General features: G+C 60.1%; 11 protein-coding genes and 2 pseudogenes. 4 read left to right on the top strand and 9 right to left on the bottom strand.

The features are described from left to right. Positions 1–48: 48 nt before the first annotated feature. Positions 49–916: pseudogene (locus tag SGN16_RS17855) on the bottom strand (NmrA family NAD(P)-binding protein). A gap of 186 nt (positions 917–1,102) precedes the next feature. On the opposite strand from SGN16_RS17855, the gene SGN16_RS17850 reads away from it, so the two are divergent. Beyond that, positions 1,103–1,978 (top strand): LysR family transcriptional regulator, encoded by an 876-nt coding sequence (locus tag SGN16_RS17850; RefSeq protein ID WP_335945739.1) that lies wholly within the window; start codon positions 1,103–1,105, stop codon positions 1,976–1,978. A gap of 79 nt (positions 1,979–2,057) precedes the next feature. On the opposite strand, the gene SGN16_RS17845 is transcribed toward SGN16_RS17850, so the two are convergent. Both SGN16_RS17845 and SGN16_RS17840 read right to left on the bottom strand, forming a co-directional pair. Next, positions 2,058–2,702: a DUF1349 domain-containing protein gene (locus SGN16_RS17845; RefSeq protein ID WP_335945738.1), complete on the bottom strand. Its 645-nt coding sequence runs from the start codon at positions 2,700–2,702 to the stop codon at positions 2,058–2,060. A gap of 153 nt (positions 2,703–2,855) precedes the next feature. Further along, positions 2,856–3,722 carry a LysR substrate-binding domain-containing protein gene (locus SGN16_RS17840; protein ID WP_335945737.1) on the bottom strand — a complete coding sequence of 289 codons (867 nt, stop codon included), beginning with the start codon at positions 3,720–3,722 and terminating at the stop codon, positions 2,856–2,858. A 110-nt stretch (positions 3,723–3,832) separates the two neighbouring features. Here SGN16_RS17840 and SGN16_RS17835 point away from each other — a divergent pair, with 110 nt between their 5' ends. Both SGN16_RS17835 and SGN16_RS17830 read left to right on the top strand, forming a co-directional pair. Further along, positions 3,833–4,750: a DMT family transporter gene (locus tag SGN16_RS17835; protein ID WP_335945736.1), complete on the top strand. Its 918-nt coding sequence runs from the start codon at positions 3,833–3,835 to the stop codon at positions 4,748–4,750. Positions 4,751–4,918: 168 nt separating this feature from the next. Continuing rightward, positions 4,919–5,089, top strand: a pseudogene (locus tag SGN16_RS17830) (MbcA/ParS/Xre antitoxin family protein); the annotation flags it as partial. A 229-nt stretch (positions 5,090–5,318) separates the two neighbouring features. Here SGN16_RS17830 and SGN16_RS17825 read toward each other — a convergent pair. From SGN16_RS17825 to SGN16_RS17805, 5 genes are all read right to left on the bottom strand, one after another. Beyond that, positions 5,319–5,861, bottom strand: coding sequence for a hypothetical protein (locus SGN16_RS17825; RefSeq protein WP_335945735.1), 543 nt, complete (start codon positions 5,859–5,861; stop codon positions 5,319–5,321). A 79-nt stretch (positions 5,862–5,940) separates the two neighbouring features. Beyond that, positions 5,941–6,582 (bottom strand): response regulator transcription factor, encoded by a 642-nt coding sequence (locus SGN16_RS17820; protein ID WP_335945734.1) that lies wholly within the window; start codon positions 6,580–6,582, stop codon positions 5,941–5,943. After that, positions 6,569–7,612 carry a sensor histidine kinase gene (locus SGN16_RS17815; protein WP_339101705.1) on the bottom strand — a complete coding sequence of 348 codons (1,044 nt, stop codon included), beginning with the start codon at positions 7,610–7,612 and terminating at the stop codon, positions 6,569–6,571. Before SGN16_RS17815 ends, SGN16_RS17820 begins: the two co-directional genes overlap by 14 nt. A 77-nt stretch (positions 7,613–7,689) precedes the next feature. Then, the gene (locus SGN16_RS17810; protein WP_335945732.1) at positions 7,690–8,994 is read right to left on the bottom strand and encodes a nitrate/sulfonate/bicarbonate ABC transporter ATP-binding protein; all 1,305 of its coding nucleotides are present in this window, start codon (positions 8,992–8,994) and stop codon (positions 7,690–7,692) included. 10 nt (positions 8,995–9,004) lie between these two features. Continuing rightward, positions 9,005–10,612 carry an ABC transporter permease subunit gene (locus SGN16_RS17805; protein WP_335945731.1) on the bottom strand — a complete coding sequence of 536 codons (1,608 nt, stop codon included), beginning with the start codon at positions 10,610–10,612 and terminating at the stop codon, positions 9,005–9,007. A gap of 525 nt (positions 10,613–11,137) precedes the next feature. Between SGN16_RS17805 and SGN16_RS17800 the strand changes: the two genes are divergently transcribed. After that, on the top strand, positions 11,138–11,515 hold the full coding sequence (locus SGN16_RS17800; RefSeq protein WP_210639311.1) for a cytochrome c: 378 nt from the start codon (positions 11,138–11,140) through the stop codon (positions 11,513–11,515). Between the two features lie 554 nt (positions 11,516–12,069). Here the strand turns inward: SGN16_RS17800 and SGN16_RS17795 are convergent. Then, complete coding sequence (locus SGN16_RS17795) at positions 12,070–13,143, bottom strand: chemotaxis response regulator protein-glutamate methylesterase (protein ID WP_210639310.1); 1,074 nt, start codon at positions 13,141–13,143, stop codon at positions 12,070–12,072.

Genomic DNA, 13,143 nt, shown 5'->3' with positions numbered 1-13,143 from the left:
CCGAGGCAGGGGGCAGTTGGCTAATCCGCCCCCTTTTGCCATGGCTGTTCAAACCCCGGCAACGGCCTCGCGCACGAAGTCTTCATAGGTGCGTAGCGGGTGGCCAATGAGGGTCTGGAGCCGTTCCACCGTCCCTTCGGCGGCCTGCATGCCGAATGCCTGAATCGCCGCCATCATCAAGCGCATGTCATACGCCAGCCAGGCGGGACCGTACGCAGCCAGTTGCCCTTCGAAAGCGGCTACGTCATCACCTCCGTAGGCGATCTCGCGACCCAGGGCGGCGCTCCAGATCTTCGCCACGGAGACCGGTCAGCGCTTGCGGCCCGATCAACTCCAGCGTGACCCGATCCAGCGCGCAAGAGCTCCTGTCGCGTCGCAACAACTCGGCCACGGCGACGTCAGCGATATCGCGTGCATCGATCATCGAGACACCCGCCGAACCGATTGGCATCGGGTAGACCGAGTAGTCCTGGATCGTCTGTTGGACCATGCGGTCGTTCTGCATGAAATACGCCGGGCGCAGGATGGTGGCGGGGATGTCGAGGGTTTCGATCATGCGCTCGACCGTGTGCTTGCCGGTGAAGTGCGGGACGTTGGTGAACGTATCGGCATGGATCACCGACAGATAAACGATGCGCTCGATGCCAACCTCGCGAGCAAGGTTCAAGGTGATGAGGGCCTGGGTGACCTCATCGGGGGTGACGGCATTGAGCAGGAACAGCGTACGCACCGACGACAGCGCAGCGCGCATCGACGCGACATCGGTGAGGTCCGCGACGACTTCAGTGACGCCTGCCGGAAACTCCCGCTTGCCCGCCTGGCGCACAAGCGCCTTGACCTCGGCGGCCGCGTCAGCCAGGCCTTGGGTGACGAGTGAACCAATAGTGCCCGTGGCACCGATGACGAGAATGCTCATATTTGAAACTCCTGCATGGGATTTTGGGGTTCGCAACGACCTGCGTCAGCGCGATCGTTGGGGCGGATCAGTACAGCGTGTTAACGGTCTTCATCGGATCAAGCTTCGATGACGAGACAGTATTGCGTTGCACTTGAAAAACGAAGACGCCAGAATCCAGACACATCGTTTCAAAAATGGAACAGCATGAATCTGAACGCGCTGATCGATTTCCTCCTCGTCGCCTCCAATGAGGGGCTGGGGAAGGCCAGCCGCGCCAGCGGTATTTCCAAGGCCACGCTGTCGCGCCGAATTTCCGACCTGGAAGAGCAACTGGGTGTGAGGCTGATCGAGCGCAGCGCCCGCGGTCTGAAACTCACCGAAGCTGGCGAGAGACTGGTGTCTCGAACTGAAGGCCCGCTGAGTGAAGTCGCCGAAGCCATGACGGCGGCCCGCGAGGGTGTTTCGACACCTCGTGGTCGCTTGCGAGTGGCTGCTCCGGTCCTGTTCTCCCAACTCGCGATGGGTCGCATCGGGGCCGAATTCTGCGCGGCCTACCCGCAGGTCGAAATTGAAGTCGTGGCGGAAGATCGCATGGTGGATCTGGTGGAGGAACAGTTCGACGTCGCCATTCGGATCAACCCGAGCCCGGACAGCAACCTGGTCGGCCGGTGCTTCGCCAAGGACCGGTTGGTCGTCGTGGCGGCGCCCCAAATACCCAAGCCCGTGCCTGGCGCGATCCGTGCCGTTCCCGCCATCGTGACGTCGACGTTCCAGCCCACCCAATGGCGTCTCGATGGTGGGCAGCTGGTTCTGGAACCGATCCCGAAGCTGCGATTTTCCTCGCTGCTGATGGTCCGCGATGCCGCTGTCGCCGGTGGCGGTGTTGCCCTCATTCCCCAATCCATCGCCGGGAGTCAGCTTGCCTGTGGCGAGCTGGTTCAGTGGGGCACGGTGTCGGGCACAGAGCCAGCGCTTTGGGTTTTGCATACCTCCAGGCGCCTTGCGCCTCCAAAGGTTCGCGCATTCGTGGACTTCATATGCGCTAGGTACCCGGACCTGTCTTTGGTTTTGAGTGGGTAGAGCAGTCTTCAGAGGTTTTCAGGATCTGTAGAAACTGTCCGGTCACGCCGACTTCAGCGGACCGCTCTGTCTGAAGCGCTCAGGACAAATCATGCAGATCCTTGGCAAGCGCGGGCCCGAGCTTCCAGTCCGAAAAAAGCACCTTCAATCCGCCTCTCTTGGGGCTGCAAGCCATCGGGCCGACCCGGTAGCCCGGCGCGACAGGGAAGGGACACAACCGCACCAGAGGCCAACGCTTTCCGTCGGACGAAACCTGTAGCCGCAGCACGCCATCCGCGACCGTGGCGCGCACCCAGAAGTCGCTGGGGTCTGCTGCATAAGGGCTGGTCGCCCAATCGGACTTTCCATCCGTGAGAACGCTGCTGAGCATGGCTTGCCCGTCGCTCAGCTCGATCCCGGCCTTGATCCATTGCCGCTCGTTGACCCGGACCATGATGCCGGCTTGGTCGTATAGGGCCTCGAAGGTGCCGCGAATACGGAGCTGGCATGTGAAATTGGAAGGGGCTTCAACGCCCAGGAAATGGCCGCTGTCGTGGGTGAATCCGTAGTGGGTTTCACGCCAGAAGTCAGTTTGCTCGTCCGTCAGGATTTCCAGTGTGGTTTCGCTGAGTGAACGGTGGATTTTCGGTTCATTCAGCCATGATCCGTAAAGCAAGCTGCTGGGTGGTGCGCTGTCGGTTGAGGCGTTTTGCTGTTTGGCATCCTTGTCGTGTTTATCAAACATTGTCATGACTCCCTCACTTAAAGATCAGTAGTACTCCGAGCTTCGTCATCAACGCTTGCTTGGGAAAAATCAGATACCGACAGAGTCTTGAACGACTTGCGCAGACTTTCAATCATCTGGTTGATAGCGCTCTTACATGCGACGGCGGTGCGGCTAGCCTTCGAACTCCGTTTGCAACATCGTCAAAAACGCTTCTCTGGCGGGATGCCGACCAGCGTTTTCGTGCCAGTAAAACAGGTTGTCGATCCCCGTCAGCTCTGGGAATTCATACCCCGTCCAACCAGCCCCCTGGCGATATTGCTCATAGATCCCCCGAGGCACCAGCGAGACGCCTGCACCCGCACTGACGCAGCCAACGATGGCGCCATAACTGGCGATGCTGATGATCGGTTGCATTTGCTCATGACGCAGCAGCCACTGCTCCAGCGCTAACCGGTATGGACAGCCCGTGGGCCACATGAAGATAGCCTTGCCTCGCAAATCTGTCGCGCTGCGCAACGGGCCATGAGACTCAGACGCGATGAGCACCAGGTCTTCGCGGTACATCACGGCTCGCTTGAGCCCCGGCCGCTCTACGTCGACCGCTACGATCACGCCGTCGAGCCGGTGATGCTGGATATCGTCCAGCAACTGCGCCCAGGTGCCCGTGCTCAGCTCCAGTGACACTTGCGGGTACTGCGCGTGGTATTTGGCCAGCAACTGAGGCAGGCGCCCCGTGGCGCTGGACTCGATCGCGCCAATGCGCAACGGGCCGCTCGGTGCGCGGGTGGGGGCTACTGCGCGGCGGGCCTCTTCTGTCAGGTTCAGTATTTTTGTCGCGTACTCCAGGAACACTTCACCCGCCGGGCTGACCCGCAGCCCGCGACCTTCGCGGAAGAACAACGGCGTGCCGAGTTCCCGTTCCAGGGATTTGAGGCGGGCGGTGATGTTGGACGGCACGCAGTGCAGCAGTTCGGCGGCGCGGGCGATGCTGCCGGTGTCGCAGACCGTCTTGAGCATGCGCAGTTGGGACAGTTCCATAGCTCACCAAAAGTGAATGATTGGCTGAGTTTAAGTCACTTGTGCTGATGGGAGGTGGTTTCGATACTTCGGGGCAAATCAGCCAGACGCTCAGTGAGCAGGAACTCTCGATGGAAATGCGCTGTGTGCCGTTTGAAGGTTCTTCCAGCAAACCTGGTGCGAAAATTTTCCTGGCGACGATGTTCGTGATTCTTTGCTGGGCCTATTCGCCGATTGGCATTCGCATCGGCTTGCAGGCTTACGAACCCGGTCAACTGGCGTTGATGCGGTTTCTCATTGCTTCGGCGTTCATGGCTCTTGTCGCGATGGTGAAGGGCATTTCCCTGCCGCGTATCAGGGATCTGCCATTGCTGGCGGTGTTGGGTTTCTTTGCCGTCAGTCTGCATCACATCGCCCTCAATTGCGGCCAGCGGGGCGTCAGTGCCGGGGCGGCCAGTGTGTTGGCCCAGTCCACGCCTTTGTTCAGCACGTTACTGGCGAGTTTTGTTTTCAAGGAAAGAGTCGGCGGGTGGCAGTGGGGGTGTGTACTGTGCGGCTTGCTTGGCGCTGGCGTGGTCGTCGCGGGGGATCGTGGCTTGGGTGACATGGACGCCCATGGACTATTGATCCTGTTGGCGGCGCTGTCCTGGAGCCTGTATTTCGCTTTGCAAAAGCGCCACTCCCATCGCTACGACGGTTTGACCGTGGTTTGTTACACCGTCTGGTCGGGCACACTCCTGTTGTTCATTTCCGCGCCGGGGATATTGAGCGCGGCGCGACAGGCTTCGGCTTCGGTGAATCTGGCGGTGTTGATCCTGGGTATTTTTCCCAGCGCGCTGGCGTACCTTGCTTGGGCCTACGTGTTGGCACACAGCAACGTGAGCCGCGCCTCCATGGCGCTTTATCTGATACCGCCCACGGCGATGTTGATGGCTTCTTTGGTGCTGGCCGAGCGCCCGTCAATGATGGTTGTTGTTGGGGCGGTGATTGTGTTGATGAGCGTGCTGGCGTTGAGGCTTGAGCCGGGGAGTGGGGCAAAAGTCGGTTGATTCTGTCGTGGATGTAGGCAATGAAGTTGGATGAGGGACCACGGAGCAGCGTCCTACGGACAGGCGACCGCTTTGGGATAAAACGCAGAAGTCTCTGACAACTTTTTAGGGTTGGCCTTCGGAAACACCGGTCTTACGATCTGGCGTTGTCTCGGTGCTCCGTGTGGCATCCGGCACGCCACCGATGTTTTCGGTGGTCAACGGTTGGCTGAAGACTGGTTGAGGAGGCCCTGCACGTACCTGGACGATCAGGTGCCATTGGAGCTGATCGATAACCCGCCGGGCTTTCAGGTAGTAGAGGATTATCTGGCCCGGATTGAGCTGGGGGTTTATCAATGAGTCCTTGTTCTGCTGCGCGGTTTTTGGGTCTGCTGCGCAGCCCAGCGGGGATAAATCCCCTCGCCACAGGTTGCGTTATGCCTACAACTTCGAACGATCGTTCCTCACGCTCTGCGTGGGAATGCCGCCAGGGACGCTCCGCGTTCCGCTTCTGGAGGGTGACGCAGAGCGTCACGGGATGCATTCCCACGCGGGAGCGTAGGAACGATCATCCGAACGAGCGGGTGCATTATTTCTTGACCGGGTAATCCTGCCCCCACACCCGTACGGTGCTGACCGCCTCATTCATGCCTTCGAACACGAATTTCTGCCGCACGGCGGTCTTCGGCGGAATGGTGACTTCGTCCGGGTTGTCCAGGCCGGTGAGGCGGTTGGCATAACCCGCTTGGTCAATGGCCAGCAGCACGCCGGTCTGGCCGAGGTTGATCAGGCGCAGTTGGGTGTCGGTGCTGTTCTTGAAGCCGAGGGTGATGGTGTAGTTCTCATCGCTGGGTTCGAGCTTCAATACCTCGACCGCGATGCGGTCTTTCATTTGCTCGCCAGAGGCAACGATCGCGGCGCCATCGGTGCCCTGGACTGACTCGCGGCCATCGAGCACGCCCTCGCTGACGCCGCCCAGCAGGTTCTTGCCGGCGGTAATGAACGTTGAGACGGCTGACTTGGTCGAGTCCTTGATGAGGCTGCCGTCGGTTGGCTCGCCTTCGGCCAGGCACAGCGAACTGAACAAGAGACTGGAGACGAGGAGGGTGGCGCGTGACGGCAGAAGATTCATACCTGAGTCCTTGAGGTGGGCTGCAACATCGCCCATCAGCAGGGCGAACGGCATGATAGCTGTGATCAGCGACCCGTTGCTATGTGCCGCTGACGTCCTTGAGTTTTTCCGACATCTTGACCAGCGCCGCCAACGAGTCTGCCTCCATCTTGCGCATCAAGGCGCCGCGCCGCACTTTCACGGTCACCTCGCTCAAACCCAACTGGGCGGCCACTTGCTTGTTCAGCAGCCCCGAGACCACCAGCTCCATCACATCCCGTTCCCCGTCAGTCAGCCCGGTATAACGGCGTTTCAAGTCGTCCACCAGCGCCGAAGCCTTGCGCCGTTCCTTGTCGCGGTCCAGGCCCAGGCTGATTGCATCGAGCAGGTCCTGCTCGCGGAACGGTTTGGTCAGGAACTCCAGGGCGCCGGCCTTCATGGCTTTGACTGACATGGGAATGTCGCCATGGGCGGTGATGAACACAACCGGGACGCGAATATTCAGCCGGGCCATTTCCTGCTGGAAATCCAGCCCGCTCAAACCGGGCATGCGTACGTCGAGGATCAGGCACGCAGGAACATCCGGCAGGTCGGCGTCCATGAACTCACGGGCCGAGCCGAAGGCCAGGCTCGTCAGGCCCACCGAGGCCAGCAGGTCTTGCAGCGATTCGCGCACTGAGCTGTCATCGTCGACGATGTAGATCATCGATTCGGCAAGGTCATGAACGTCAGTTTGGCTCATCGGATTCCCTTGTAACGGCTGGCAGGGTGAAGTGGAAGGTCGCGCCCGTCTGCGGATCGCTTGAGGCCCAGAGACGACCGTCATGGGCTTCGATGATTGAGCGGCTGATCGCCAACCCCATCCCCATGCCATCCTGCTTGGTGCTGTAGAAGGCCTCGAACACTCGCTCTCGGTCGCTTGGCGATAGACCGCTGCCCTGGTCGGAAACCGAAAACAACAGTTGCTGGCGTGACTCCAGCGCCACATCAAATTGCAGGATCCGGCGCTCGACGTCTACCTGGCGCATCGCCTCGAGCGCATTCATCGCCAGGTTGAGGATGACTTGTTGGATTTGCACCTCGTCCGCGAGCATCGGTGGCAGGCCCTCCTGAACATGCACGTGCAGAGTGATGTTCTGCTCATTCAGCTCTCCGGCCAACAGTCGCAGCGCGGCGTTGACCGTGTCGGCCACGTTCAGCCATTGCTTGGTCGGCGCTTGATGCCGGGCCATGCTGCGCAAGCGGGCAATGATTTCACTGGCCCGATGGGTGTCGGCGATGATTCGTTCCACGGCCTGCTGGGCTTTGACCAGGTTGGGCGGTTCGGTGGCCATCCAGCGCAGGCAGGCGCCGCCGCTGGTGGCCACCGCCGCCAATGGCTGGTTGACTTCGTGGGCAATCGAGGCAGCGAGCTCGCCCAACATGTTGATGCGGGCAATGTGCGCCAAGTGGGCGCGGGTCTGATGCACCGTACGGATCGCGGCGGACAGGCGTAGCGCCAGGTACGTCGTGCCGGCTATAGCCGCAAGGCTGATCAACACATTGATCAGCCCGGCCTCGGTGTCGCCAAAGCGCGTGAACCGATAACTCAGGATCGTCAATATCATGCAGATGACCGCTACGCCGGCCACTGCGCGCGCTGGCAGGATCCGCACGGCGATCAGCACCACTGCGATCTGGAAGACCCCGACCGCAATTTCCAGATCGGTGACGGTATCGATTGCGGCAATGCCCAGCGCCAACCCCAGTAACAGCAGCAGGCGAAGCGTCATCTGGGTGCTTCTCATGGGGTGTTCATCTCGCATCGCTCCAACGCTCGGGCCTGATCCACGCAGTTTATACCGCCAACTCAGGATGGATTGTCCAGGCTGAACAGATCGGCCACTTCGTCATAGGCAAACAGCTCGGCGTAGCGTCCCCATTGCGTGACGCAATCCAGGGTATTGGCGGCGTCGTGCTCGGACATGAAGTCCTCCAGCTGATCGCGAAAACGCCTGGCCGGTGCCGTGCGGGTAGGGCGATCGTCCAGCACTCTGCGGATATGCCCCACCAGGGGCACGTATTTGAGCAAGTGCTGGGCGAACAGTTGCTTGCGCTCATCCACCGTGGAGTCGGCGTAGCGTTGCCCGGCCGGCAGCAGCGTTATGTGGCCGTCCTGCATGCTGGCCAAGCGCATGAGTTGCAGCACCTCGGCGACCGGAAACAGGTCACTGGCGGTGTAGCGCAATACCGCGGCGAGCTCGCGCAAATCCGCCTGGCCGGCAAACGGCTGATCCTGCACCGCTTCGATCAGCCCAGCCAGGGCGTTGGTGGAAATCGTCGGCAAGACCATGCCCATGCCCGCGCCTGCAAACATGCCCTGGCGTGGCGAGCCGGCATTCGCTCCCCCGGCCATTTGCACATAGATGTGCTCGACCAAGGCTTGGAAGGCCGGGTCCGTGCGATTGCGCGGCTGACGCAGGTCCACGCTGATTTCCTGCATGACCCGCCCCGGGTTGGAGGAAAAAATCAGGATTCGATCGCACATCAGCACGGCTTCTTCGATGTTGTGCGTAACCATCAAGATGGAGCGGATCGGCATCCGCCCCTCGCCCCACAACTCCAGCAGGTCAGTGCGCAGGGTTTCGGCGGTCAATACGTCGAGCGCGGAAAACGGCTCGTCCATCAACAGCACATCCGGGGCGACCACCAGGGCCCGGGCCAGGCCGACGCGTTGGCGCATGCCGCCGGACAGTTCTTTCGGGAAAGCGCTTTCGAAACCATCGAGGCCGATCATGTCGATGGCGGCCAAGGCCCGACGTCGGCGCTCCGGGGCCGCCACGTCCAGGGCCTCGAGGCCGATCTCGACGTTCTGCAGCACGGTCAGCCAGGGGAACAGGGCGAAGCTCTGGAATACCATGCGTACCGAACTCGAAACCCCTTGCGCATTGGCCGGAAAACCAACCATGCCGGTGGTGGGTGAAATCAGGCCGGCGATGGAGCGCAGCAGGGTCGACTTTCCAGACCCCGAGCGCCCCAGCAGGCCGACGATTTCCCCGTCGTCCAGGTGCATGCAGACGTTGTCCAATACCACTCGCTCGGCACCGCCCGCCGTGCCATAGACATGTCCCAGTTGCTGCACGTCGACGAGGCAACGCTTGTCTATCACTTCCATTGCTTGACCCTCAATCAATTCGAAGCCGACGCTCGGCAAAACCGTACAGCGGACGCCACAGCAACCGGTTGAAACCCACCACGAAAATCGACATGACCGAAACCCCCAGCGCCACCCGTTGCAGATCCCCCGCCGCGGTGGCCTGGGCGATATAAGCCCCCAACCCGCAGGCATAGAGATGCTCGTTGCCCCAGGAAACCGCCTCGGCGACGATGCTGGCGTTCCACGAGCCACCCGCTGCGGTGAGGGCGCCGGTGACGTAGTAGGGGAAAATGCCGGGCAGCGCGACTTGGCGCCACCACTGCCAACCGCGCACGTGGAAGCTGCGCGCCGCCTCGCGCAAATCGGTGGGCAACGCGCTGGCCCCTGCAATCACGTTGAACAGGATGTACCACTGGGTGCCCAACACCATCAGCGGCGACAGCCAGATATCCGGGTTGAGCTTCAGGGCGACGATGGCGATCACCGCAAACGGAAACAGGACGTTGGCCGGGAACGCCGCCAGCAACTGCGCGACGGGTTGCAAGCGCTCGGCCCAGCGCGGGTTCAAGCCGATCCAGACGCCGATGGGCACCCAAAGCACGCTGGCCAGGACGATTAGCACGGCGACTCGCAGCAGGGTGGCCAGGCCCAGGCCAAAGGTGCTGATCACGTCCTCCAAACCCAGGGTGCTGCCAATGAAGCGCGACAATTGCAGGATGCCGATCATGCAGGCCGCGACGACCAGGACGATCCAGACCACCTCGGATGCACGGCTGAAGCGGGCACTGGGCTTGAAGCCGAGCCGAGGCAGCCGGGGAAGCTTGTCCAGGAATAACGCGGCCTTGATGCCAGTCAGTGCTTGCAGCACCCAGGGCACAAGACGTGTCGAGCGCAGCAGATCGTAAACCCTGGACCGTGGGCGCTTCTGGGAGGCGGTCTGTTCGAAGCGAAACTTGTCCGCCCAGGCAACGATCGGCCGGAAAAACAGCAGGTCATACGCAATGATCACCCCGACCATGGCCAACACTGCCCAAGCAATCGCGGCAATATTTTGCTGCGCGATTGCCAAGGCCAGCCATGAGCCGATGCCCGGCAAACTGACAGTTGTATCGCCCACGGTGATCGTCTCGGAGGCAACCACAAAAAACCAGCCGCCCGACATCGACATCATCATGTTCCACACCAGTCCCGGCGTCGCGAAGGGCAGCTCGAGCTTGATGAACCGTTGCCATGGCGAAAACGAGAACTGTCGGCTGACTTCATAAAGGTCGTGAGGCACGGTTCTCAGTGATTGATAGAAGCTGAAGGTCATGTTCCAGACCTGGCTGGTGAAAATGGCGAAGATCGCCGCGCATTCCACGCCGGTTTCCTTGCCGGGAAAAAGCCCCATGAAAAACACGACGGTAAAGGTGAGAAAGCCAAGTACCGGCACGGATTGGAGAATGTCCAGGGCGGGCAGGATAACGATTGCCGCTTTGCGGCTTTTGGCGGCCAATGTGGCAACGACTACAGAAAAGATAAATGAAGCAAACAAGGCGATGAACATGCGCAACGTGGTGCGCAGGGTATATTCCGGCAAGTGGACCAGATCAAGGGATAGCGGCGAGGAATCAAGGGCGCCGAGGGGCTGGCTCATTTGATCGAGGCCATACCCTATGAACGCAGCCAAGAGCAGCAGAATGCTGAACAGCGCAATATCCGCCAACCAGGAAGTGGTAGCGGCTTGTTCCCTGTTTTTAAAGGAAGTAAGTGCCGGCGCAGGGAATGAAGGGCGCATTGATCACCTCTGTTAACACGATTAAAAGCCAGGGTGTGACCTCGCCAGCGGCCATTGGAAGTCGTGAAATTAAAGTGTGCTCGACCTGGCGCGTTAAATGTCCGGCAAGATTAGGGGGTGTCTTCGAATATGGCCAGAATGCCTTGGGACATGAAAATATACTTTGGTATATCGGAGGGCAGTTTCCCTCGTTTCCAGCCGAAATTGTTCATTGGCCCCTTTGGGTGATCCTTGCAAGCATGGTCATCCGGAAGGGAGAATGGCCGATTTCTAACCACGGTCGCAGGCTTTGCTCAGGCGCCTGCTGGCCGGTCACAAAAAGCCATCGGGCGTTTGCCCGCGACTCAGATCTGATTCTTCCACCCAGGCCACACGAAAACGTAAATGAAAATAGTATTCATCGCTTCGCTAGGAATGTTATCGCTCATTCAAACATCGTTATCCCTCGCGGATAGTGCCAATGGGAAAAACCTCTATTTGCAAAGATGTGCCATGTGTCATGGAGCAGACCTCAAAGGAACAGGGCCGCTGGCTAATAAGAGCAATCCCCCTACACCCGACCTTACAACGCCCGCTTTCAAGAAACGGCTAAATGATTATCCGGGTGTAATTGTGTCATCGATAATACTTCGCCCAAATGGAGACTTGATTCCAAGAACTTTGCGAGAGAATGGTGTAAAGCTACCGCCGTACGCTTGGCGGGTTGAGAGCCTGCGCGATTTAAATCAGTACATGAGTGGTGTGATTTCAAAAAGTCGATGATGTTCGAGGTGGCCACTTCGTTTTCTTGTGAATATAACCAACGGGGTTATTGAGCGTCGATGAAACCGGAGTCGTGCAGACCAGGTTGGCTCACAGAAAAACGCGCGGCGAGGGCTACGCTTTTCGTCTGATCCGTATTTTGCTGTTACAGCTGCCTCTGTAATGCACCCAGCTCCCACCCCAGAATAGCCACGCGGCTGGCCTATCAGGCCGCCCGTGTACTGCAATTTTTTGCTTCAGGAGTGCTCATGGCGAAGATGGCGATTTTTCTAGGTGGGTTTTTGGCACTGACCCTTTTGATCGGCGTGCTGGCGACGATTTCGCCCGTATAGGCTGTGGCGAGGGGCTGGGCTACTCAGCAGCCCCAAAAAACACTCCAAGTGATCGACCGGTCAATCGATCGTTCCCATGCTCTGCGTGGGAACGCCTCTACGGACGCTCCGCGTTCGACTCTTGAAGGGGCGCAGAGCATCCTGGGGCTGCATTCCCACGCAGAGCATGGGAACGATCATCGACGGGGTTGGTGTGGGGCAGGTGAATGTGATGGGGTCTTGTTACTTGTGCAAGATCACCTGCGCAATCTCCTGCAAGCCCATCACCCGCTGCGCGGCGTTGAGTTTGATCGCTTCCTTGGGCATGCCGAAGACCACGCAGCTGGCTTCGTCCTGGGCCACGGTGGTGCTACCGGCGTCGAGCATTTCCTTCAGGCCACGGGCGCCGTCGTCACCCATGCCGGTCATGATGATGCCGGTGGCGTTGCGGCCGGCGAATTTGGCCACTGAGCGGAACAACACATCCACCGAAGGACGGTGACGGTTGACCAGCGGGCCGTCCACCACTTGCACGTGGTAGAACGCGCCGCTGCGGGTCACCATCATGTGTTTGCCTCCGGGGGCGATCAGCGCCAGGCCTGGGTGGATACGGTCGTTGTTGCGGGCTTCGCGCACTTCGATCTGGCACAGGCTGTTAAGCCTGGCGGCGAACGAGGCGGTGAATTTTTCCGGCATGTGCTGGACGATGACGATGCCGGGGCACACTCGCGGCAGGGCAGTGAGCACCGCTTCCAGGGCCTGGGTGCCACCGGTGGAGGTGCCCAGGGCAACGATGCGTTCGGTGGTCTGCGCCATGGCATGGCCGTTGGCAGCGGGGAGCATGGCGTCGGCGGTGAGTTTGGTGGCGGGCGTCAGCACGACCGGGGCGGGGCGCTTGCCCAGGTTGCGTACGTTGACCTGGGCCGCGGCGCGGATCGCCGCCACCAGTTCCGGTGCTGACTCCAACAGGAAGCTCTTCAAGCCACTGGTGGGCTTGGTGATGATCTCCACCGCTCCGGCGGCCATCGCCTGCAAGGTAGTTTCCGCGCCTTTGGGGGTTAGCGAAGAACAAATCACCACCGGCGTGGGGCGTTCGCTCATGATTTTTTTCAGGAAGGTGATGCCGTCCATGCGCGGCATTTCCACGTCGAGCACGATCACGTCGGGCCATTCGCGGGCCAGTTTGTCCATGGCAAAAATCGGATCGGAGGCAGCGCCCATGACGTGGATGTCCGGCGTGTCGCTGAGGATCGCCAGCAACACCTGGCGAACCACCGCGGAGTCATCCACCAGCAGTACGTTTATCTTTTTTGACAT

The organism is Pseudomonas sp. G166, assembly GCF_037027455.2.
Taxonomy (GTDB): Bacteria; Pseudomonadota; Gammaproteobacteria; order Pseudomonadales; family Pseudomonadaceae; genus Aquipseudomonas.
The sequence above is the reverse complement of the archived record's forward strand: the minus strand, read 5'-3'. Positions and strand labels throughout refer to the sequence as shown.